This window comes from Lysinibacillus sp. SGAir0095 (assembly GCF_005491425.1).
Lineage (GTDB): Bacteria > Bacillota > Bacilli > Bacillales_A > Planococcaceae > Ureibacillus.
This window is the reverse complement of record NZ_CP028083.1, coordinates 246,948-269,713: the sequence shown is the minus strand read 5'-3', so window position 1 is coordinate 269,713 and position 22,766 is coordinate 246,948. Positions and strand designations below refer to the sequence as shown.

Sequence of the window (22,766 nt, the reverse complement as noted above, 5' to 3'; positions counted from 1 at the left end):
TAAAAAATGCCCTAAAGTTATTGGCTAACTTTAGGGCATTTCTCAATATGACCCGTACGGGATTCGAACCCGTGTTACCGCCGTGAAAGGGCGGTGTCTTAACCACTTGACCAACGGGCCGTGGCTCCGAAGGTAGGACTCGAACCTACGACCGATCGGTTAACAGCCGATTGCTCTACCACTGAGCTACTTCGGAAAAATTTTTGGTGGGCCTAAATGGACTCGAACCATCGACCTCACGCTTATCAGGCGTGCGCTCTAACCAGCTGAGCTATAGGCCCCAATTGGAGCGGGTGATGAGAATCGAACTCACGACATCAGCTTGGAAGGCTGAGGTTTTACCATTAAACTACACCCGCATTATATGGTGGGTCGGGACGGAATCGAACCGCCGACACTTAGAGCTTCAATCTAATGCTCTACCAACTGAGCTACCGACCCATATTATTGAGATTAAAAATGGCGGTCCCGACCGGGATCGAACCGGCGATCTCCTGCGTGACAGGCAGGCATGTTAACCGCTACACCACGGGACCTTTATGTATGATTTGAGAAAAATGGCGGAGGCAGTAGGATTCGAACCCACGCGCGGTGTAACCCGCCTGTCGGTTTTCAAGACCGATCCCTTCAGCCAGACTTGGGTATGCCTCCGAAATTTTATGGTGGCGGCAGAGGGGATCGAACCCCCGACCTCACGGGTATGAACCGTACGCTCTAGCCAGCTGAGCTACGCCGCCATTATAATATATGTTTTTTTATTGGTGGAGCCTAGCGGGATCGAACCGCTGACCTCCTGCGTGCAAGGCAGGCGCTCTCCCAGCTGAGCTAAGGCCCCAAATAAAATTTCACTTTATAGTTACATGGTCGAGAAGACAGGATTCGAACCTGCGACCCCTTGGTCCCAAACCAAGTGCTCTACCAAGCTGAGCTACTTCTCGAAATATTGGCGCGCCCGGCAGGAGTCGAACCCACAACCTTCTGATCCGTAGTCAGACGCTCTATCCAATTGAGCTACGGGCGCATATTATGAATGGTGCCGAGGACCGGAATCGAACCGGTACGGTAGTCACCTACCGCAGGATTTTAAGTCCTGTGCGTCTGCCAGTTCCGCCACCCCGGCACATTTGGAGCGGAAGACGAGGTTCGAACTCGCGACCCCCACCTTGGCAAGGTGGTGTTCTACCACTGAACTACTTCCGCATGTACTGAAATTAATACTGGCACAAATTTTATAAAACTGGTGAGCCATGAAGGACTTGAACCTTCGACCCTCTGATTAAAAGTCAGATGCTCTACCACTGAGCTAATGGCTCTTACAAATGGTGGAGGGGGACGGATTCGAACCGCCGAACCCGAAGGAGCGGATTTACAGTCCGCCGCGTTTAGCCACTTCGCTACCCCTCCAAAAAAGGATGCCGGCGAAAGGAGTCGAACCCTCGACCTACTGATTACAAGTCAGTTGCTCTACCAACTGAGCTACACCGGCATATATGGTGGAGGATGACGGGCTCGAACCGCCGACCCCCTGCTTGTAAGGCAGGTGCTCTCCCAGCTGAGCTAATCCTCCTGGGTAATAAGTCTAGCGACGTCCTACTCTCACAGGGGGAAGCCCCCAACTATCATCGGCGCTAAAGAGCTTAACTTCCGTGTTCGGTATGGGAACGGGTGTGACCTCTTTGCCATCATCACTAGACTTATTTAGTTGAAAGAACTTTGTTCTCTCAAAACTGGATAAAGACATTGATTGCATTCAAGATTTGGTTAAGTCCTCGATCGATTAGTATTCGTCAGCTCCATGTGTCACCACACTTCCACCTCGAACCTATCTACCTCATCGTCTTTGAGGGATCTTACTTACTTGCGTAATGGGAAATCTCATCTTGAGGGGGCTTCATGCTTAGATGCTTTCAGCACTTATCCCGTCCACACATAGCTACCCAGCGATGCCTTTGGCAAGACAACTGGTACACCAGCGGTGTGTCCATCCCGGTCCTCTCGTACTAAGGACAGCTCCTCTCAAATTTCCTACGCCCACGACGGATAGGGACCGAACTGTCTCACGACGTTCTGAACCCAGCTCGCGTACCGCTTTAATGGGCGAACAGCCCAACCCTTGGGACCGACTACAGCCCCAGGATGCGATGAGCCGACATCGAGGTGCCAAACCTCCCCGTCGATGTGGACTCTTGGGGGAGATAAGCCTGTTATCCCCGGGGTAGCTTTTATCCGTTGAGCGATGGCCCTTCCATGCGGAACCACCGGATCACTAAGCCCGTCTTTCGACCCTGCTCGACTTGTAGGTCTCGCAGTCAAGCTCCCTTGTGCCTTTACACTCTACGAATGATTTCCAACCATTCTGAGGGAACCTTTGGGCGCCTCCGTTACCTTTTAGGAGGCGACCGCCCCAGTCAAACTGTCCACCTGACACTGTCTCCTACCCGGCTTACGGGTATGGGTTAGAATTTCAATACAACCAGGGTAGTATCCCACCGACGCCTCCCTCGAAGCTGGCGCTCCGAGTTCTCTGGCTCCTACCTATCCTGTACAAGTTGTACCAAAATTCAATATCAGGCTACAGTAAAGCTCCACGGGGTCTTTCCGTCCTGTCGCGGGTAACCTGCATCTTCACAGGTACTATAATTTCACCGAGTCTCTCGTTGAGACAGTGCCCAGATCGTTACGCCTTTCGTGCGGGTCGGAACTTACCCGACAAGGAATTTCGCTACCTTAGGACCGTTATAGTTACGGCCGCCGTTTACTGGGGCTTCAATTCAGAGCTTCGCTTGCGCTAACCCCTCCTCTTAACCTTCCAGCACCGGGCAGGCGTCAGCCCCTATACGTCACCTTACGGTTTTGCAGAGACCTGTGTTTTTGCTAAACAGTCGCCTGGGCCTATTCACTGCGGCTCTCATTGCTGAGAGCACCCCTTCTCCCGAAGTTACGGGGTCATTTTGCCGAGTTCCTTAACGAGAGTTCTCTCGCACACCTTAGGATTCTCTCCTCGACTACCTGTGTCGGTTTGCGGTACGGGCACCTCCCGCCTCGCTAGAGGCTTTTCTTGGCAGCGTGAAATCAGATACTTCGCGAGAAACTCGCTCCCCATCACAGCTCAACGTTACAGGAAGCGGATTTGCCTACTTCCACGCCTTACTGCTTGGGCGTACTCAACCAACGGTACGCTTATCTTATCCTACTGCGTCCCCCCATTACTCAAACGGCGGGGAGGTGGTACAGGAATATCAACCTGTTGTCCATCGTCTACGCCTATCGGCCTCGACTTAGGTCCCGACTAACCCTGAGCGGACGAGCCTTCCTCAGGAAACCTTAGTCATACGGTGGATGGGATTCTCACCCATCTTTCGCTACTCATACCGGCATTCTCACTTCTAAGCGCTCCACCAGTCCTTCCGGTCTGACTTCAACGCACTTAGAACGCTCTCCTACCACGGACATCTTAGATGTCCATCCACAGCTTCGGTGAATCGTTTAGCCCCGATACATTTTCGGCGCAGCGTCACTCGACCAGTGAGCTATTACGCACTCTTTAAATGATGGCTGCTTCTAAGCCAACATCCTGGTTGTCTAAGCAACGCCACATCCTTTTCCACTTAACGATTACTTTGGGACCTTAGCTGGTGGTCTGGGCTGTTTCCCTTTTGACTACGGATCTTATCACTCGCAGTCTGACTCCCGTGTATAAATATCTGGCATTCGGAGTTTGTCTGAATTCGGTAAAGCGAGATGCCCCCCTAGTCCAAACAGTGCTCTACCTCCAGTATTCTCTATCACGAGGCTAGCCCTAAAGCTATTTCGGAGAGAACCAGCTATCTCCAAGTTCGATTGGAATTTCTCCGCTACCCACACCTCATCCCCGCACTTTTCAACGTGCGTGGGTTCGGGCCTCCAGTGAGTGTTACCTCACCTTCACCCTGGACATGGGTAGATCACCTGGTTTCGGGTCTACGACCACGTACTAATTCGCCCTATTCAGACTCGCTTTCGCTACGGCTCCGCCTTCTCAGCTTAACCTTGCACGTAATCGTAACTCGCCGGTTCATTCTACAAAAGGCACGCTATCACCCATTAACGGGCTCTAACTACTTGTAGGCACACGGTTTCAGGTTCTATTTCACTCCCCTTCCGGGGTGCTTTTCACCTTTCCCTCACGGTACTGGTTCACTATCGGTCACTAGGTAGTATTTAGCCTTGGGAGATGGTCCTCCCGGATTCCGACGGAATTTCACGTGTTCCGCCGTACTCAGGATACACTCAAGAGAGAATGAACTTTCGACTACGGGGCTTTTACCCGCTATGGCAGACCTTTCCAGATCGCTTCGCCTAATTCATTCCTTTGTAACTCCGTATAGAGTGTCCTACAACCCCAAGAGGCAAGCCTCTTGGTTTGGGCTCTTCCCGTTTCGCTCGCCGCTACTCAGGGAATCGAATAATTTCTTTCTCTTCCTCCAGGTACTTAGATGTTTCAGTTCCCTGGGTCTGCCTTCAAGACGCTATGTATTCACGTCAAGATACTGTTCCATTACGAACAGTGGGTTCCCCCATTCGGAAATCTCCGGATCAAAGCTTACTTACAGCTCCCCGAAGCATATCGGTGTTAGTGCCGTCCTTCTTCGGCTCCTAGTGCCAAGGCATCCACCGTGCGCCCTTAATAACTTAACCTATAAAGATCAGTTACTGCTTTTCTAAAAAAGAAAAGACTTAAGAACTACACAATCAATTACTTGAATTTTGTTGCTTTCAATGTCGTTTTATCCAGTTTTCAAAGAACAAATCAGCTGACTTCAATCACATCGCGACTAAACATCAGTGAAATACTCCGTGCAGATTTGCGACGAAAGCTTTGAATTACTTCCTAGCTTTTCTTCGCGGCAGGAGCACAATTTGAAAATTCATTGCTGAACCTTCAAAACTGAACACAAAACGTTAATGTTGGTTTGACCAAAAGGTCAACCATTCCGTTAAATATCCTTAGAAAGGAGGTGATCCAGCCGCACCTTCCGATACGGCTACCTTGTTACGACTTCACCCCAATCATCTGTCCCACCTTCGACGGCTGGCTCCCAAAAGGGTTACCCCACCGGCTTCGGGTGTTACAAACTCTCGTGGTGTGACGGGCGGTGTGTACAAGGCCCGGGAACGTATTCACCGCGGCATGCTGATCCGCGATTACTAGCGATTCCGGCTTCATGTAGGCGAGTTGCAGCCTACAATCCGAACTGAGAACGGTTTTATCGGATTAGCTCCCCCTCGCGGGTTGGCAACCGTTTGTACCGTCCATTGTAGCACGTGTGTAGCCCAGGTCATAAGGGGCATGATGATTTGACGTCATCCCCACCTTCCTCCGGTTTGTCACCGGCAGTCTCCTTAGAGTGCCCAACTAAATGATGGCAACTAAGAACAAGGGTTGCGCTCGTTGCGGGACTTAACCCAACATCTCACGACACGAGCTGACGACAACCATGCACCACCTGTCACCACTGTCCCCGAAGGGAAAGCTATGTCTCCATAGCGGTCAATGGGATGTCAAGACCTGGTAAGGTTCTTCGCGTTGCTTCGAATTAAACCACATGCTCCACCGCTTGTGCGGGCCCCCGTCAATTCCTTTGAGTTTCAGTCTTGCGACCGTACTCCCCAGGCGGAGTGCTTAATGCGTTAGCTGCAGCACTAAGGGGCGGAAACCCCCTAACACTTAGCACTCATCGTTTACGGCGTGGACTACCAGGGTATCTAATCCTGTTTGCTCCCCACGCTTTCGCGCCTCAGTGTCAGTTACAGACCAGAAAGTCGCCTTCGCCACTGGTGTTCCTCCAAATCTCTACGCATTTCACCGCTACACTTGGAATTCCACTTTCCTCTTCTGCACTCAAGTCCCCCAGTTTCCAATGACCCTCCACGGTTGAGCCGTGGGCTTTCACATCAGACTTAAAGGACCACCTGCGCGCGCTTTACGCCCAATAATTCCGGACAACGCTTGCCACCTACGTATTACCGCGGCTGCTGGCACGTAGTTAGCCGTGGCTTTCTAATAAGGTACCGTCAAGGTACAGCCAGTTACTACTGTACTTGTTCTTCCCTTACAACAGAGTTTTACGATCCGAAAACCTTCTTCACTCACGCGGCGTTGCTCCATCAGGCTTTCGCCCATTGTGGAAGATTCCCTACTGCTGCCTCCCGTAGGAGTCTGGGCCGTGTCTCAGTCCCAGTGTGGCCGATCACCCTCTCAGGTCGGCTACGCATCGTCGCCTTGGTGAGCCGTTACCTCACCAACTAGCTAATGCGCCGCGGGCCCATCCTATAGCGATAGCGTAAACCATCTTTCAACATTTCAACAGGAGATGAAATGTATTATTCGGTATTAGCCCCGGTTTCCCGGAGTTATCCCCAACTATAGGGCAGGTTGCCCACGTGTTACTCACCCGTCCGCCGCTAACTTGACAAAGAGCAAGCTCCCATCAAGTCCGCTCGACTTGCATGTATTAGGCACGCCGCCAGCGTTCGTCCTGAGCCAGGATCAAACTCTCCATAAAAGAGAAAATTTGATTAGCTCAAATTTCTTGCTGGCATCAATTTTGATGTCCAAAATTTCGTTTCCCTAAATTAATAGAAGAAACTATGTTCATTAACGTTTTGTTGTTCAGTTTTCAAGGTTCATATCTTTCGCTATTTTTCAACAGCGACTTTTATAATTTATCAAATCTCACCATTTTTGTCAACAACTTTTTTCAAATTATTTTCAACGGTTATTTGAGACAACTTTTATATAGTAACAACTTATCCAATCAAAGTCAATTACTTTTTTTGATATTAATTAAGATTTCCTTCACGTCACCGTAGCGACTTTTACAATATTACATTCCTCAACAATACTTGTCAACACTTTTAAGAAAAAAGAATAAGTTAACTTTCTTTCTATATAAAATCATTTTTATACCCCTCCCTTTTTACATTCACTTTTGAAGGAGGAGAAATTGAAAATTCAAATAGCAAATTAAAAGCGTAGGCAAACTACACCTACGCATTGCACTTATAAATTTTGTTCGTACCACCGTTTAGCTGCTTGAACTTCAGTCATTGTTAGTTGATGCCCACGGTCTTCCCAATGTACTTCTACCGACGCACCTGCCGAATCTAAAATTTGTTTGAGTTCCAACGATTCTTGCTGCGGACAAATCGGGTCGTTTGTACCAGCAGAAATAAATACCTTAGCATCTTTTAAATCTGGCAATTCAATTCCGCGTCTCGGAACCATTGGATGATGTAAAACCGCTCCCTTTAAAGCATCTTTATAATGGAATAAAAGACTCGCTGCGATGTTTGCTCCATTCGAATATCCTATAGCTACGATGTTTTGACGATCGAATCTATATTCCTTTGATGCATCATCTAAAAATTGATTCAATTCCTTTGTACGAAAGATTAAATCCTCTTCATCAAATATACCTTCTGCTAAACGTCTGAAAAAACGGGGCATTCCGTTCTCTAAAATATTCCCTCTAACACTTAGTACGGAAGCTTCTGGATCTACTATATCCGCTAAAGCCAGTAAACCATTTTCATCTCCGCCTGTACCATGCAATAAAAGTAGCACCGGTTTAGATGGATTAGTACCTTTTTTAAATATATGTTTCATAATTACCCTCCATTAATCACTTCGGTCTTTCAATAGAAAAAAACTCTCCTAATTTTGCATATTCAGCACCTGCTAAACGACTAACTGGATTTAGTTTTTCAGCTGTAATTCGACCATTTGTTTCATAAATACCCTCATCTAAGTGGAAATGAACCACTTCACCAATAAGTAGATCACAAACAATATGATTGTTTTTCTCCAAAGGAACAGTTTTGACTAGTTTACATTCCATTCTCACTTTTGCTTCCATTATACCTGGAACACTTATTTCTTCACTTGGAACTTGAGTCATATCGGCCAGTTCCAGTTCACTTTCATTATAAGGGAGGGGGGCAGCAGTTTCGTTTACCTTGGCTACGTTATCTTGATCCACGATATGAACAACAAATTCCCCATTAAACTTTATATTTCTAGTAGTATCCTTTATGTTCCCACCCTCTCGTTGAATCGATAATGAAATCATTGGAGGATATGCAGCTACAATATTAAAGTAGCTAAACGGGGCACCGTTAACAATCTTTTCATCAGAGATTGTCGTTACAAATGCAATAGGTCGTGGAATGATTGTACCTTTCAATATTTTGGAGATTGCATGCTCACTAATTGTATTCGGATTTATAGAAATCATGCTTATCACTCCTTAGTCAAGGGGTTTTACTTCAATTGGAATTAAAGACTTCTCCAAGCGATCACGTATTTGCTCATATTGGTCTGGCAGCATTAATTGTTTACCCATTGATTCATAGGACTCATCATGAGCAAAGCCTGGAGGATCCGTAGCAATTTCAAATAAGATTTCTCCTGACTCACGGAAGTAAATCGCATTGAAGTAATTACGGTCCTTTATATCAGTTACATGTTGACCATGATTCATGGCATATTCTTGCCACTCCTTATGATCAGCATTGTCTTTAGCTCTCCATGCAATATGGTGGACTGTACCAACGCCCATAGTCCCTCGAATCCCTGTTGTCATTTTGACATCAATAACATTTCCGATATCAGCTGTTGCTTTAAAGCGAGTATAGTCCCCTTCAGTACCTACCACTTCAAGACCCATCACATCTACTAATGTTGAAGCAGTTTCATCGGGACGTGCCGAGTATAAAACAGCCCCACCAAACCCTTTGATAGCAACATCTTCTGATACTCCCCCAAAAGTCCATGGGTTCAACTCTCCCTCTTCACGCTCAACAATTTCAAGATGTAAACCATGAGGGTCGTCAAACTGAAGATAGGTTTCTCCAAATCGTTCCGCTTCTATATAATTGACATCAAATTTAGTTAGGCGATTTCTCCAAAAATCCATCGCTCCAGATGGTACCACATAAGTAGTTACACCTACTTGACCATCACCAATTCTACCTTGATAAGCATTTGCCCAAGGGAAGAACGTTATAATTGAACCTGGTTTTCCACTTTTATCACCAAAATATAAGTGATACGTTCCTGGATCATCAAAGTTAACCGTCTGTTTAACCAATCTTAATCCTAGTACACCTGCATAAAAATCTATGTTTTCCTGTGGATGCCCTACAATTGCAGTGATGTGGTGTATCCCTGTTGTATGTTTTTTCATAAGATTTCCCTCCGATATTTACGTAAGCATAAAATCTGAGCACATCCCTCAATGCATTTAATTGATTTGCTCAAACCTCATACCTGAAAGTTTATTTTGCACTTACTTACAAACATGTACACAAATCTTGTGCACATGTTGTAATTTGTAAGCTATATACTTATTGCGTCCTTTGGTCGATTTTTCCGCATGAAGAGAATGTGCAAGTGTCGACATTGCCACAAGACGCAAAGCTGGACAAGCACCTTCCGCTTTTCTTTTTGTCTAGCTGCAGGTGCTAGCTCCTCGACAACTTCTAAATCGCCTGCAAGGACAAAAAGCGTCCTTTGGTCGATTTCTCCAGTTGTTTTCGAAGCTGGACGAGCACCTTCCACTTTTCTTTTAGCGAATTGTTTTTAAAGCTGTTGCCCAAGGAATCACTTGGTCTAACATTTGGTTTACAGAATCAGCTTGAACTTCTTTCGGTTTGAAGTCAGTACCGTTTTCAAAGTCAGTGAATAATGATAATGCTGGATGTACACGTACGTCCGCTACTAATAATTCACCCAGAATTCCACGTAAGTGTTCTGCTGCACGCGCCCCACCTACTGAACCGTAAGATACGATACCAGCCGCTTTGTTGTTCCATTCTTCACGAAGTAAGTCTAATGCGTTTTTAAGAGCGCCTGTGATTGAGTGGTTGTATTCTTGCGTGATGAATACGAAACCGTCTTGTTCTCCAACTGCTTTTGACCATGCTGCGATACCTGAATGATCAGCTCCAGCTTCACCTAAGAATGGTAATTTATAATCGGCAATATCAATGATTGTATAGTTTGCGTCTCCGCGTTTGTCTGCCAATTCTTTTACCCATGCACCTACTTGAGGGCTAACACGTCCTTCACGAGTTGATCCTAAAATAATACCAATGTTTAATTTTGTCATTGTTTGTTCCTCCTCTTGTTTGTTACCAAATAATTTATTTAAAAACCCCATTTATTTATAGTCACCTCCTTATTCATATTCCTTTTCAAAGTGTTTTGTACTACGAATTGTATCAATTGGTCTTACTAATTTTTCGATTTGTTCACGCTTATCTTCAAAGAATGGTGGCAAAGACAATTTTTCACCTAGTGTTTCGTACGGTTCATCCCCCATAAATCCAGGGCCATCTGTTGCTAGTTCAAATAAAATGGATGGTGCTACATTTGAATATAAGGAACCGAAAAAGTAACGTTCTACAAATCCCGAATTCGGTAATTTAAATTCCTGCAATCTTTGTTGCCATGCTTCTAGATCCGTTCGATCATTTACACGGAAAGCTGTATGATGAACTGTTCCAAATCCTTGTCTAGCTTGCGGGAGGACTGTATTGTACTCAAGAACTACTTGTGCACCATTTCCGCCCTCCCCCATTTCGAATAAGTGGAAGGATCCTTCTTCTGCTACCTCTCTCATAAAGAAGACTTTATCTAGAACCTCTTTAAAATAATCAAAATAGGAAGTACGAATAAAGATTGGTCCTAAACCAGTAATCGCATATTCTAAAGGAATCGGCCCCTTCTGCCACGGTGTTCCAGATTCCACTCCTTCATTGAACTCATCTGAGATTAATTGATAGTGTTGATCGTCAAAATCAATGAATCCCAAGACTTTTTTACCGAATTGCTCTTTAATTCCCGTATGCTTGACTTCTAAACGGTTAAAACGTTTTTCCCAATATTCAATAGCGGCATCGTTTGGTACGCGAAACGACGTCTTAGAAATCTCATTTGTACCGTGGACCCCTTTAGGAATACCTGGGAAATCAAAGAATGTCATATCTGTTCCAGCACTTCCAACGTCATCACTAAAAAATAAGTGGTACGTCTTTATATCATCCTGATTAACAGTTTTCTTTACTAATCGGAGACCCAATGTATAAGTAAAAAAGTCATATATCTTTTCCGCACTGCTTGTAATCGCCGTTACATGATGGAGACCTTTTAATTCATCCATGTTTATTCCTCCTATAAAATTATCTCGAAATCGAGATAATTATTTAAAAAAATTTATTACTCAAAATTCTATCATTATTATGGATTTGTTCTTCAATATTATTCAAAAACCTTAAATTTCAAAATGAATTATCTTCAATTCGAGATAATAATACCATCTACCTGAACCAGAGTCAATGATAATGTTTCTCATTAATTCCATTATTACAATAGAAGAGCAATCCAAAATATGAATTGCTCTCTTATTAGCCAAAAAAATTAGGCAGCCGGGTTAACTTCTAATTCAACTTTAATTTTAATATCTTTTCCTACTAATACGCCACCCGTTTCAAGAGCAGCGTTCCAAGTTAAACCGAACTCTTCACGGTTGATTTTAGCTTCTGCTTCGAAACCATAAACTTCTACGCCCCAAGGATTTTTTCCTTTACCGCCATACTCTACATCAAATGTTACTGGTTTTGTTACTCCCTTGATTGTTAAATCACCAGTTACTTTGTAGTCATCTCCATCTTTTGTGATGCTTGTAGATTTAAAATCAATTGTAGGGAAGTTTTGAGTATCAAAGAAATCCTCACCCTTTAAGTGATTGTCGCGATCTTCGCTACGCGTGTTAATGCTAGCTACATCAAATTTAAATGCAATTGCAGCTGTAGTTAAGTCAGCAAGATCTGCCGCTTCTACTTCTGCAGTATAAGCATCAAAAGACCCTTTCACTTTTGAAACCATCATGTGTTTTACTTCAAAACCAACGCTTGAATGAGATTGATCTACTGTCCAATTTGCCATTTTAATTTTCCTCCGTTTTTTATCTCGAAATCGAGATATTATATTAAAAAAATAATTTATTAACTAATTTATTAACATGTTCATGTAATACTTAGAATTAAGTTATCTTTAATTCGAGATAAATTTAACATAGTTTCATCTTCCTTGTCAATAAGGTTTGAAAATTTTTTAAAGAGAAAAGGTTGCCCACATTAGAGCAACCTCATTTTTATTTCTTTTTCTGTCTCGAGAATTTCTCCCATTGAGTAAGCGATGGATATGGATCAAATGCCCATTCAGTACGGCCATTAAATTTATACATTCCGTAATGTAAATGTGGTGGAAATTTCCCAGAAGTTCCTTCTTTCCCATAACCCGTGCTGCCAACACCACCAATGAGCATTCCCGGTTCTACAATATCTCCAACTTTTAAATCTTTATTGAAATAAGCTAAATGAGCAAAGTAATGATACGTATTGTGATTATCTCGTATACCTACTCGCCAACCACCAAATTCATTCCATCCCATTATTTCTACAACACCATAGGATGTCGAAACTACAGGCGTACTATAACCTGCAAATATATCTGTACCTTCATGTATACGTCTTCCGCCCCAGCCACGATTGGCACCCCACGTTCCTTTATAGCTGTAATTGTATCCGCGTACAGGAACTGGGAAAACATGTGTATCTAAATCGATTGTATCGTAATGTTTATACATTTTATTAATGGTTAATATTTGATTTACTACCTGTTCACTTTGGTAATATTCGTATAAAGCTAGTTTGAAATCCTCTTCTGTCGGTCCAAATTTACTTAAATAATTAGCCATCGTAAACATTATATCTTCATCATCATCACGACTCGCAATCCCATCACCATTCCCATCAAGCCCTAATCCACCAAAATACTCAATTGAAAAAGGCGAGGTATCTTCTTGCTGCGGATTTAGCGCACCAACCCAATACTCATTAGAAAACTGAATGGCAACAGTGCTTTCCCTTTTGGGAATGTCAGGTCTAACCGCTTGAATATTTCGCTCATATTGATCGATAGCAGCCAAATTATACCATGGAACAATGTGATCTTGAAATTGCACATACATAGACATTCGTTGTTCTATAATTTGTTCCCTAGAAGGTGCTTCATTTGCATTAACGACATCAGAAATGAATGCACTAATAATAAACATCAATATAAACCACGGAATCAAATGCCGAACCAAATTGAAACCTCCTTTTTTTTAGCATGTCCGAAATTCTTTAAACCATAAGCACTGAAATATTTGGTTCAAATAGGATAATATTAAATAGATGACTTTGATTTAACCAAGTTTTCTAACGTTAATATTTTGGTCCAATTGTGGCATATTATTTGAAGAAGTTTTTGTCATTCCATAGTTAGCTTATAGGAAATAAAACATCTTTATGGTAAGATGAGGTAAAAATGTAGAGGAGGAGTTACCGTGGAAAATTTACAATCAATCGAACAATTTGAGCAGTTAAAAGCAGAAGGAAAAACAATCTTCATGTTTTCAGCAGACTGGTGTGGAGATTGTCGCTTCATAGATCCTGTTATGCCAACAATCGAAGAGAAATATGCAGAAACATATAAATTTGTAAAAGTAGATCGGGACGATTTCATTGATTTATGTATCCAGCTTGACGTATTCGGCATTCCAAGTTTCATCGGTTATAATAATAACGAAGAGACAGGTCGTTTTGTAAGTAAGGATCGCAAAACTCAAGAAGAGATTGAAGCATTTATTGATGGTTTAAAATAACAATCATGATTTTTAAATCTGCGGGCATTATAACTAGACAATTAGTCATTAAAAAGAGCGCCTTTTAAAATACGCTCCCCACTATAAATTCGTTAAGATGGCTGCAGAAAATAACATCCCCGACGCAATAGGCGAAGGGGGTTTTTCGCATCTTTATATAATACATACTATTTGATTGTAAGTTACTCTTGTACTTTTAGAGCACTTCGAACAAGCCATGTTGCAGTCCGTGCTAAAATTTCCGATCTTAACTGTACCAGCTCTTCATATTCATAAAAAAATAAAAGCTTTTGTTCCCTTATATTTTGTCCACTAGGTGCTTTTGTAAGGACAAAATGGGCAAAGGATTCTGAAAAATCTTCTTCAGGTGAATACATCGCATACTTCGAAACATAAAAGTCCTCTACTTTACCATGGCCACCCTGCTCCCAAAAACGCTTATAGAAATCACTTAAATAGGCATTCTTATAAAAGCAACCTGAATCCTTCAAAAATAACGAATCACATCGCTCTTGGGGTACCCAGTAATCAATTTGACTCTGATTTAAGGAGAGAAAGTGTGCGAATTCATGTATATATGTAACAAGCGTTTCAGAAGCAAGTTCAATATCCTCATTATTCATCCCCAAAGTCCAAAATCGCCCATATCTATCGTGTAATGACACATAGGCGAGCGTATCACCACTTTCGAATACTTCAAATTGATTAATCTCTTTTCGATATTCTTCTGGAATCAGCCAGCTAAAGCTATACCAAAGATTCGAATGATATTCCAGTACTTCATCAGTCACTTCTTGCTCCGTATAAATCTTTTCTCTTTCATGATCAACATTATAACTAGCGAGTAAGGTTATCCCTTCGTTCCCAGTTGCAACAGATTCTTCATAAACTAGCGACCCATAATCAGCTTCAAGATTTGCAACTACTTGATTCCCCCATTCAATACAGGAGCTATAATCATTACATTCCATCTTTAACGAACATGTATTTTCTTTTTCAATATAGATTTCATTACTATAACAAACATTCAATAACTCTATCTCGTCACTGGAAGTCTCCAATTCTAATAGCTCATCTTCTGAAACCTCTTTAACTGAACTGGCTTCAATCGCTGGTTTGGCATATATCATGACAACTGGATTTTCTTCCACCGACTCTTCACAACCTACTAAAAGCACAACGAAGGCAACTAAGAGAAAGTGGAAAAGCCTCAAAAAGGTACTCGCCTCCTTTCATAACGTCACTATATATTACTAAAATTAACCATTTGAAATGAATAAAAATCCAAATGTTTTTGTCGCTTTCTTATTACATTTTCCTTAATAAACTCATACTTATCGACATAAAAAGCGCACAACCTTTTTCTAGGCGTGCACTTTTTCTTGATTTTTAATTATATCCATTTTCCCCATATGGACTTAGTTGATCTAACCATTTTTGTTCCATCGCTTTTAAGGCTTCTTTTTCATTATAATCTGGATTATTCTCATCTTTTTTCAACATCTCTAGAATTTCAATGGAAAACGCATCCTTGCCAAACTCATTCCAATCCGACTGAAGTTCTTTATTTATATGCGTACTGTTGTTAAGGGTAAATTTAACCCCATTGATCGTTTTTAAATTTCTTGTACTTTCCACAAACAGTTTTCCATTAACATTATTTTTAATTTGATAAATCCCTGCAATGATCTCAATTTCTTGATATTGCTGTTTCAATTCTTTTTTTCGATCCATGGCTCACACTCCCTCTCTGTTAATTTTTCTATTTTTTTACCCAATAAGCACTACCATCTGCTTTTCTGTCAAAAAATCCATATTCAATCAAGTATCTTCTGAGTACTACAAAGTCCTCGTAGATTTCTTTTAAAATAAGATTCATTTCTCTCTCCGTATAAATAGCTGCTGCATCGAATCTTTCGACAATCGAACGTAAAATGACAATACGTTGCTTTTCTTTTGGAGGGAATTTTACTATTGGACCATTTAGCCCTTTGGTAAAGTATTTTTCTAGTATTTTGGTTTGTTCATCTGTCGTAACGGAATAACGATCATCCACCATTGTTGCATGTTTATGCGGCGGTACAAATGCTGGTGCATTTCGATCCTTTTCTTTTAACAGCTCCATAATCGCTAATAATGTTTTTGCCTGACGTTCTTTCTCCTTCAAAACAAAACGATGATGACGAATTGTTGAACTGCTTCCTATCCCCATCTCATCTTGAACTTCTTTATCGCTTTTCCCATCGTAGAAATGACTTAGAAGAGTTGTTTGGTGTTCTGTTAGCCCTGTGAATTTCTTATCTAAGCTGAGTAGATACTCAAACACAGACCCATGTTTTTGTTCAACATGCAGGCGAATAAAACGTTTAGCTTCATATAGAACTTCCCCATTTTGGTAAATAACACCTTTTTCTATCTGCTCCCCACACAGAAGACACGTATATTGATTAGCGTCTTCTATAAATCCGTTCTTCATTTCCTCTAATGTAGCATTCCAGAATAGTTCTGATTGACTCATAAATGTTAAACACCTCTTTTTCCAAACGTTCGAAATAACTATTTGTTACATTTATAAACAATTATGTATTACGTTTGTCTATTTACAAACAATTTATCAAATCGTTTGTATAGTGTCAAGTTGGAATTGCTGAACCTTCGATATATTTCTCCAATAAAAAAGAGCAATTAAGGATGTCCTTAACTACTCTAAATCCACGGTTATGTTTGACGGCATAACCCTACTTTACTTAATTAGTATTCATCAAGCCGTAAAATTAGATAGGATGATACCGGAAATTGTATTTATGTTGAAACCTCACAATCTTTAGAACGTATAAGGTACAAAGACAAAAAGGACGTGCTTAAACATTGAATAAAAATAAAATTCTTATTAACCTAATTGGGGCATTCACATGTTTTCTATTGTTTTGTGTCGGGATGCTTTACTCAGAAAAAATAGCACTATTAACTTTAGCAGGAATAATCGGTTTGTCAGGATTTTCTTATTTTATATTTAGGATTGTTCACAATATGTCAAATTCACGAACTTCGGATTAAGAAGGAATTCAAAACACACACAAAGAGTTCTAAAGCATTAGACTTCCATTAATTCACCTCTTCCATTTGTTCACGCTCATCTTAATTTATCAGTTTTTTCTAAAAACTAGTTATTATTTTTACATTCCTAGTTTTATAAGGAAGTCAACATGATCACAAAAAACTTAGACCTCGCAATTGTTGGCGGGTTTTTGGAAGAATAAAAAAGAGGGAAGTATCTCTACTCCCCCCTTCACCACTCGCAAAAATTAATAACTGACGAACAATAGCTTTGTTGCGATATATTTTCTAGCCTCGGCAGTAAGTAATTGTAGTTGCACGACTTCACGTTCAGCCGCTCCTTCACCAGTTACAAAATCAACAAATGTACCACTTAAATTTTCAAAAATACTGATAACTTGGTAGCCTTTGTCAAAGTAACTATCAATTTTTCCTTTCTCTTCCATATACGTTTCATACTCAGACATGCTTACACCCCTCTTTTCTACTCGAAGTCTAATATATTTAAATTATTTAGCGATTTTTTTATTCATATAGCTTGAAATTCTCTTAACAAGAATCTATGGCATTTATACAGTTAATACAAACTTCCTTATTACTTTATAATATGAGTCTAAATGGCCCCACTTTGAGCATTTGACCCTTTCACTCATTAATCTGAGTTCAGCTGCATCCTTCCAGATTGATATTCAGTCTATAGCATATATACAGCAAATGCCCCTTTTTATTACGTCAACTTTTATAACATGTAGATTTATAACTTATTTTAACGTAAAATACATTTACAGAATATGGACATTACCTACAAAGATTTTTGTGCAATTGCATAGTTCTAACGTCAATTTTTCTAACATACTAAATGAGGAGGAAGTTTAATATGGCATCGATAAATGAACTAATCGTAGAGCCCGAATTTAAAATGCTTGCATTGATTGCAGGAGAAAATGGGCTATACAGACAGATTACAGGTATTAATGTGATAGAAAGTGTTGATTCCATCCCCTTTTGTCGGCCAAATGAAATCATCATAACGACTGGAATCCACTTAGATTCTAGCTCTACGCAATTGGAAGAGCTCATTATGAGAGCATTTGAGAAGAAAGCTGCAGGTTTTATCATTAATACGGGGCAATATATCTTAAATGTCCCTTCTTCAATATGCAAGTTCGCGAATGAAAAGAATTTCCCTATTTTTGAGATGGCGTGGAATTATCGTATTGCTGACTTGCTAAAAAGCACCTTTCAATTTCTTTCAGCAAAACAACATTCCGCCCATAACCAGCAAACAGACGAAAAGCTTCTATACAATTTGATTTTTCGTTATGAGGAATTTAAATTTTTGATTGAATCCTTAGAAAAACGTGGATTCCCAAAGGGCTCGGAACTGGGAGTTATCACTTGTACAACTCCCACATCCTCAAAAAATAGCATTCAACGCTATGAATCAATTATTTTTTATGAATTTCAAAATCGTTATAATTACTTCTTGGCTTTGAGGCATTATAATCAATTAATTTTTTTAATAAATCGGCAAGAAGTCAAAACAGCTCATATTCCCTTTTCCAAAACTGTAGAGATGATATATGAAGATGTAATCAAAATTAATGGACAAGAGGATTTGATTATTGGCATGGGGAATTTTTCAACTTATCCAGGGGATATCTCCAAAAGCTATAACGAATCTTTAACCGTAATCCATTTGGTTGAGCAACACAAAAATCCTTTCATTCAAAAATACAAAGAAATTGGTGCTTATAAACTGCTGATGAGTGTTTCAGATCAATCGATTATAAAGGCGTTTCAACAGGATATGCTTGGCCCACTTTATATGTATGATCACCTGCATAATACTGATTTCGTTCACTTCTTACGTATTTTCCTTGCAGAGGAAGGTAGCACTAGTAAGATTAGTAAAAAACTTTTTATTCATCGAAACACTGTAAACTATAAAATAAAAAAAATAGAATCATTGCTAGATGTAAACCTTAGTCATACATTTACAAGGACAAACTTAAATTTAGCTTTAATGATCGAAGACATTCTAAGTCAAAAAAATGCTTTAAAATAAAAGCGGTGAAAAAGCTAAACTTTTTCACCGCTTATCTATTTAATTTACTGTACTATGTTTACTTCGAACCGCATGAATAATGAAAGTAAATATAAACGCTAAAACTAATACGATAATAAATATTTCATTTGGAATATGGATATTAACTAGCGTAAGCCCCATTTTAATTGCTATAAACACAATCAGAACGTAGGCGGTCGTTTCTAATTCGGGCACCTTATTCATCAGGGTAATGAAGAATGTTGCGATACCTCGCATTAAAAGAATTCCGATCATACCACCAAGCAGGACTACCCAAACTTGTTCTGAAATGGCAAGTGCGGTTAGAATGCTATCTACCGAAAAGGCTAAATCCATTAGCTCTACACTTATTACCGTTGCCCAAAATATACCGAATACTTTTACTAACCAGCCTTTGGGTTTAGCCTCAGTTTCTTCCGAATCCTGACCCTTACTTTTTTCACGGAAAAATTTAATGGCTAAATACAATAAATAAAGAGCACCTATTAATTTAATTGGCCAGAATTTTATTAAAACCGTACCTAACCCGATAAAGATAAAACGGAAAATGTATGCTCCCCATAGCCCATAAATTAGAGCCTTCTTTTGCTGTTCCTTAGGTAATGGCTTAACGAATGCAGAAAGCACCAATGCGTTATCTGCTGATAATATACATTCCATGACAGCTAAAGACAATATCAGTCCCCAGCTCTCTGAACTCGTTAATACATTTGCCCACATATGCCAATCGAACATGGAAGCATAGGTTGAAAATACCTCTTCTAACACCTTACTCGTCTCCTCAAATTATGAATTAGTATTCATGCCGCTCAATAGAAAAAAGGTATATCCATATAATAGATATACCCCGAATTTATTCTTATCAATTATATGGCATCTAATTACTACCAGTACTCATTATATACCTTTCATTGAAATTCAACCATTTATCACACTATTTTTTTAGTTTAATCTTCCCTCAGCCCAGATTCTTTGCAAGAAGTAATTTTTTTAGAAAAATTTCTATAATAGCAAATTTAGGATAATAATTCCATTCCCTTGCGAATATGATTAATAACACTACGTATAAATGGAGGTTTGGGAGTGGAAAACGTAAAAGCTATCGCCACCTTTCAGCTAATTGGAGAGGAAGTTTATCGTACAAATACCTATATTCAATTCGGTTCTTCTCGTAAATCATTAGGTGCCGTAATTATGTTAAATCCCGGATCAGCAGATCTAAAAGGTGAAGCAAGAAAAAAGCTCATCATGAATGGTTCACATACTGATGAAACGACAATTGACAATACGTTGCGGCAATTGATTCAATTTATGAAAGCATCTCATACATGTTTAGAAGGTAGACTTCATATATACAATTTATTTTACGTAAGAAATACCGCCTCTGTGGAAGCAATCGAACTTTTTGAGCTTCTAAAAGCAACTGGAAAATACCCAACCATTACACTTCCGTCTTTGTTTGAAATGACACAACATCCTTGGATTCTCATTGGCTGGGGAGTTGAAAAAAGAAGTAGATGGCGATCTCTTGAGGAAGAAAAAAGAGAATGGCTTCAATTAATCAATGATAGCGGTGTCCCTTCTTTCGGCATCAAATCCGAGAATAATGAATACTATCACCCTTGCCCAAAAGGTCCTGCCAAAACCGAAAGACTCCAACAGCTTATCCAAGCATATAACTTAAACATCAAACCTCTTACACTAAAAAAATAATTACCTCATCCTACTATTTTGCCAGTTTAATCTTTCTAGTTAATCTTATCTATAAAAAACAAATCTTCCTGGATTTGTTTTATATTAAAACAAGAGCTAGGGAATAATTGTTCCCTAGCTCTTGTTTATTGCTTCATTTTTAGCTTGGCCTGGCGCATTCGATCAACTAAAAAGCCGCCTTTAAATGATTTGGGCTCGTAGGAAATGATAAATGCTTTTGGCTCAATATTTTCTACAAGTGTAAATACTTCTTTTTCGCGATTTCGTTTTGCTAATATCTCATATTTATAGCGATCGCTATCTCGCCCTTCACCTACATACGTCGTGATAGCAAAACCATTAATTCTTAATGTATCAATTAGTTCCTGGTTTTTATTTTGTGTGTTAATCGTGATATAAACGTATCCAATTGCTAATTTATTTTCTATTTTCGTTCCTAAGAACATTCCAAGTCCAAATCCAACAGCATAAACAACCATCGCGAGTAAGCTTTGGTCTCCATTGAACACTAAAGAAAGGCCAAATACGTATATAAGCATTTCTAATATCCCAAAAATAGCAGCAAATAATGTAAGGTTTTTTACTAAGAAAATCGTACGTAGGGTTAATAACGGTACATATACAAGCTGCAATATTAAAATTAATATAATATTAGTCATGAAAACGCCTCTTTCAAATATTATCTACTATTATTAGTGTTTACCCATAATGCTGTATTGTACTCTTATTAATTTTTGTCGTCTAGGGAGGAAGTATATTTTGTCAAAAAATTCAAGTTTTTCGTAGTAAGAAATATTAAGAAAGTTTTTGATTTAATCTTTTATAGGTGAGCAATCTAAACACCTTAGTCATTTGCCCATTTATGTAAGTTCTGTATTCAAAACGAGAAATAAGTACATTTAAAAAGCCACTAGCTCAGTGCTAGTAGCTGAAGTTTATTTTGTTAACGCAGCTTTGATTTCTTCTATTTGGCCAATATGCCGCTGTTCGTGATAGCCAATTAACGATATCCATTGATTTAAAGTTAAGACGCCGAAGCGTCGATGAGCAAATGTTTTTTGATTTAATTCTACATCACTTGTTTCGTGGACAAATTTTTCTAAAGATGCCCTTGAAGCAGCTAATTTTTCTTTCAACTCATCGAAGGTATAAAAATTATTGGATGGCAATAAAAATTCTGGAGCGCTGATTTTTTTTGTACGATCCGCAATAACTTGAAGGGGGAACGTTCCAGGTACATCAAATTCCTCCTGTTTAAGAGCACGCTGCATTTGACTTGTTACATTTTCTTCCATTATATATAAATGCTCTAACACTTGTACGATACTCCAAGTTCCCTCTTCTACAACTTCGTTTAATTGGCTATCAGTTAGATTACTTACACATTCTAATATCTCTTCTCGAACTTTTTGCAGTCTCTCCATTTTCCATTACCCCCAAAAATATCATTAGTATTTCATATTCCTTTTCACCTCAGCTTAGAACAACTAAAAATATTGAAAAAGTGAGATACAAATGGCATCTCACTTTGAAGTGGGGGTATATTTACACGAACTTTAGGGGGTGTGAATAATTTAATAACTAATTAGTAGCATTGGAAGAACAAGATATTATTTCGGTTGATGGAATCGTAGACCCAACCCCTTGTTCCTCTCCATCGGAAACCAATAATTCGATTCCCGAAAGCAAGCATTGGAAAGAACCAGAAACTATTCCCATTTCTCATCCATACAAAAGTATTTCTGAAAAAGCAGCGCCTAATACTACCTACTCCTCCACTACGAGTAAACTCTTGTTGTTGGAATGTCGACATTTGTGGTGTAAAGCTTGGTGGAGGTGCAGTTGGTGCTTGTAATTGACCTGGACCGCCTCCTGGGAATCCCCCTCCTGGACCACCTGGAAATCCTCCTCCTGGACCACCTGGAAATCCTCCTCCCGGACCGCCCGGGAATCCCGGAATACCTGGGAATCCTCCCAGTCCACCTCCTGGAAATCCTTGTTGGCGGCCACCTCTTCCACGACCTCTACCCGGGGAATCATCATCTAGAAAATCATCATCAAAATCAAAAGGGTACACTATACTCCTCCTTTCTATCGAACTACAATCAATTTATGTAGAAAAAAAGAGCCCATCTAGGTTTTCTATCCCTACA

Annotated in this window: 18 protein-coding genes, 17 tRNA genes and 3 rRNA genes; 3 read left to right on the top strand and 35 right to left on the bottom strand. The window is 40.2% G+C overall.

The genetic code is table 11. The features are described 5' to 3' along the window. Positions 1 to 48 precede the first annotated feature (48 nt). The 27 genes from C1N55_RS01325 to C1N55_RS01195 form a co-directional block, all read right to left on the bottom strand. A tRNA-Glu gene (locus C1N55_RS01325) sits at positions 49 to 120 on the bottom strand. A 1-nt stretch (position 121) separates the two neighbouring features. Next, positions 122 to 196 (bottom strand) — tRNA-Asn (locus C1N55_RS01320). An 8-nt stretch (positions 197 to 204) separates the two neighbouring features. Further along, a tRNA-Ile gene (locus C1N55_RS01315) sits at positions 205 to 281 on the bottom strand. Positions 282 to 285: 4 nt separating this feature from the next. Next, positions 286 to 359, bottom strand: a tRNA-Gly gene (locus C1N55_RS01310). 6 nt (positions 360 to 365) lie between these two features. Then, positions 366 to 441, bottom strand: a tRNA-Phe gene (locus tag C1N55_RS01305). 19 nt (positions 442 to 460) lie between these two features. Continuing rightward, a tRNA-Asp gene (locus tag C1N55_RS01300) sits at positions 461 to 536 on the bottom strand. Positions 537 to 558: 22 nt separating this feature from the next. Continuing rightward, positions 559 to 651 (bottom strand) — tRNA-Ser (locus C1N55_RS01295). Between the two features lie 9 nt (positions 652 to 660). Continuing rightward, positions 661 to 737 (bottom strand) — tRNA-Met (locus tag C1N55_RS01290). Between the two features lie 22 nt (positions 738 to 759). Beyond that, positions 760 to 835, bottom strand: a tRNA-Ala gene (locus tag C1N55_RS01285). Between the two features lie 26 nt (positions 836 to 861). Next, positions 862 to 938, bottom strand: a tRNA-Pro gene (locus C1N55_RS01280). A 6-nt stretch (positions 939 to 944) separates the two neighbouring features. Continuing rightward, positions 945 to 1,021 (bottom strand) — tRNA-Arg (locus tag C1N55_RS01275). Positions 1,022 to 1,031: 10 nt separating this feature from the next. Further along, positions 1,032 to 1,120 (bottom strand) — tRNA-Leu (locus tag C1N55_RS01270). Positions 1,121 to 1,125: 5 nt separating this feature from the next. Beyond that, positions 1,126 to 1,200: transfer RNA gene (locus C1N55_RS01265), tRNA-Gly, on the bottom strand. Positions 1,201 to 1,238: 38 nt separating this feature from the next. Continuing rightward, positions 1,239 to 1,313, bottom strand: a tRNA-Lys gene (locus C1N55_RS01260). A 7-nt stretch (positions 1,314 to 1,320) separates the two neighbouring features. Continuing rightward, positions 1,321 to 1,404 (bottom strand) — tRNA-Tyr (locus tag C1N55_RS01255). 9 nt (positions 1,405 to 1,413) lie between these two features. Next, positions 1,414 to 1,486, bottom strand: a tRNA-Thr gene (locus C1N55_RS01250). A 5-nt stretch (positions 1,487 to 1,491) separates the two neighbouring features. Further along, a tRNA-Val gene (locus C1N55_RS01245) sits at positions 1,492 to 1,567 on the bottom strand. A gap of 10 nt (positions 1,568 to 1,577) precedes the next feature. Further along, a 5S ribosomal RNA gene (gene rrf / locus C1N55_RS01240) occupies positions 1,578 to 1,693 on the bottom strand. 64 nt (positions 1,694 to 1,757) lie between these two features. Further along, positions 1,758 to 4,677 (bottom strand): 23S ribosomal RNA (locus C1N55_RS01235). Between the two features lie 313 nt (positions 4,678 to 4,990). Further along, positions 4,991 to 6,545 (bottom strand): 16S ribosomal RNA (locus tag C1N55_RS01230). The 16S, 23S and 5S rRNA genes sit together here with 17 tRNA genes alongside, the layout of an rRNA operon. A 497-nt stretch (positions 6,546 to 7,042) precedes the next feature. Beyond that, positions 7,043 to 7,651, bottom strand: coding sequence for an alpha/beta hydrolase (locus C1N55_RS01225; RefSeq protein ID WP_137727132.1), 609 nt, complete (start codon positions 7,649 to 7,651; stop codon positions 7,043 to 7,045). 13 nt (positions 7,652 to 7,664) lie between these two features. Continuing rightward, positions 7,665 to 8,276, bottom strand: coding sequence for a flavin reductase family protein (locus tag C1N55_RS01220; protein WP_137727131.1), 612 nt, complete (start codon positions 8,274 to 8,276; stop codon positions 7,665 to 7,667). Positions 8,277 to 8,288: 12 nt separating this feature from the next. After that, positions 8,289 to 9,227 carry a ring-cleaving dioxygenase gene (locus C1N55_RS01215; protein WP_137727130.1) on the bottom strand — a complete coding sequence of 313 codons (939 nt, stop codon included), beginning with the start codon at positions 9,225 to 9,227 and terminating at the stop codon, positions 8,289 to 8,291. Positions 9,228 to 9,608: 381 nt separating this feature from the next. Continuing rightward, complete coding sequence (locus tag C1N55_RS01210) at positions 9,609 to 10,202, bottom strand: NADPH-dependent FMN reductase (protein ID WP_137727129.1); 594 nt, start codon at positions 10,200 to 10,202, stop codon at positions 9,609 to 9,611. A gap of 18 nt (positions 10,203 to 10,220) precedes the next feature. Beyond that, positions 10,221 to 11,204 carry a ring-cleaving dioxygenase gene (locus C1N55_RS01205; protein ID WP_137727128.1) on the bottom strand — a complete coding sequence of 328 codons (984 nt, stop codon included), beginning with the start codon at positions 11,202 to 11,204 and terminating at the stop codon, positions 10,221 to 10,223. Positions 11,205 to 11,461: 257 nt separating this feature from the next. Continuing rightward, on the bottom strand, positions 11,462 to 11,989 hold the full coding sequence (locus C1N55_RS01200; RefSeq protein ID WP_137727127.1) for a YceI family protein: 528 nt from the start codon (positions 11,987 to 11,989) through the stop codon (positions 11,462 to 11,464). Between the two features lie 208 nt (positions 11,990 to 12,197). After that, positions 12,198 to 13,163, bottom strand: a complete 966-nt coding sequence (locus C1N55_RS01195) for a M23 family metallopeptidase (protein WP_137730486.1) — start codon at positions 13,161 to 13,163, stop codon at positions 12,198 to 12,200. 273 nt (positions 13,164 to 13,436) lie between these two features. On the opposite strand from C1N55_RS01195, the gene C1N55_RS01190 reads away from it, so the two are divergent. After that, positions 13,437 to 13,754 (top strand): thioredoxin family protein, encoded by a 318-nt coding sequence (locus C1N55_RS01190; protein ID WP_137727126.1) that lies wholly within the window; start codon positions 13,437 to 13,439, stop codon positions 13,752 to 13,754. A 182-nt stretch (positions 13,755 to 13,936) separates the two neighbouring features. On the opposite strand, the gene C1N55_RS01185 is transcribed toward C1N55_RS01190, so the two are convergent. The 4 genes from C1N55_RS01185 to C1N55_RS01165 form a co-directional block, all read right to left on the bottom strand. Further along, positions 13,937 to 14,968, bottom strand: coding sequence for a zinc-binding metallopeptidase (locus C1N55_RS01185; RefSeq protein WP_137727125.1), 1,032 nt, complete (start codon positions 14,966 to 14,968; stop codon positions 13,937 to 13,939). Positions 14,969 to 15,143: 175 nt separating this feature from the next. Beyond that, positions 15,144 to 15,488 carry a GIY-YIG nuclease family protein gene (locus C1N55_RS01180; RefSeq protein ID WP_137727124.1) on the bottom strand — a complete coding sequence of 115 codons (345 nt, stop codon included), beginning with the start codon at positions 15,486 to 15,488 and terminating at the stop codon, positions 15,144 to 15,146. Positions 15,489 to 15,516: 28 nt separating this feature from the next. Next, entirely contained in the window at positions 15,517 to 16,272 is a 756-nt protein-coding gene (locus C1N55_RS01175) for a DUF2087 domain-containing protein (protein ID WP_137727123.1), read from the bottom strand. A 787-nt stretch (positions 16,273 to 17,059) separates the two neighbouring features. Then, on the bottom strand, positions 17,060 to 17,278 hold the full coding sequence (locus C1N55_RS01165; protein WP_137727121.1) for a hypothetical protein: 219 nt from the start codon (positions 17,276 to 17,278) through the stop codon (positions 17,060 to 17,062). A gap of 410 nt (positions 17,279 to 17,688) precedes the next feature. On the opposite strand from C1N55_RS01165, the gene C1N55_RS01160 reads away from it, so the two are divergent. Continuing rightward, entirely contained in the window at positions 17,689 to 18,879 is a 1,191-nt protein-coding gene (locus tag C1N55_RS01160) for a PucR family transcriptional regulator (RefSeq protein WP_137727120.1), read from the top strand. 39 nt (positions 18,880 to 18,918) lie between these two features. Here the strand turns inward: C1N55_RS01160 and C1N55_RS01155 are convergent, their stop codons facing one another. Further along, positions 18,919 to 19,635, bottom strand: a complete 717-nt coding sequence (locus C1N55_RS01155; RefSeq protein WP_137730485.1) for a TerC family protein — start codon at positions 19,633 to 19,635, stop codon at positions 18,919 to 18,921. Between the two features lie 348 nt (positions 19,636 to 19,983). Between C1N55_RS01155 and C1N55_RS01150 the strand changes: the two genes are divergently transcribed. After that, positions 19,984 to 20,613 (top strand): DUF1643 domain-containing protein, encoded by a 630-nt coding sequence (locus C1N55_RS01150; RefSeq protein WP_137727119.1) that lies wholly within the window; start codon positions 19,984 to 19,986, stop codon positions 20,611 to 20,613. A gap of 125 nt (positions 20,614 to 20,738) precedes the next feature. On the opposite strand, the gene C1N55_RS01145 is transcribed toward C1N55_RS01150, so the two are convergent. The 3 genes from C1N55_RS01145 to C1N55_RS01135 all read right to left on the bottom strand — a co-directional run bounded on the left by C1N55_RS01145 (position 20,739) and on the right by C1N55_RS01135 (position 22,690). Then, positions 20,739 to 21,272 carry a DUF2179 domain-containing protein gene (locus C1N55_RS01145; protein ID WP_137727118.1) on the bottom strand — a complete coding sequence of 178 codons (534 nt, stop codon included), beginning with the start codon at positions 21,270 to 21,272 and terminating at the stop codon, positions 20,739 to 20,741. A 276-nt stretch (positions 21,273 to 21,548) separates the two neighbouring features. Continuing rightward, positions 21,549 to 22,037: a DinB family protein gene (locus C1N55_RS01140; protein ID WP_137727117.1), complete on the bottom strand. Its 489-nt coding sequence runs from the start codon at positions 22,035 to 22,037 to the stop codon at positions 21,549 to 21,551. Between the two features lie 161 nt (positions 22,038 to 22,198). Beyond that, positions 22,199 to 22,690 carry a hypothetical protein gene (locus tag C1N55_RS01135; protein ID WP_370452563.1) on the bottom strand — a complete coding sequence of 164 codons (492 nt, stop codon included), beginning with the start codon at positions 22,688 to 22,690 and terminating at the stop codon, positions 22,199 to 22,201. Between the last annotated feature and the right edge of the window lie 76 nt (positions 22,691 to 22,766).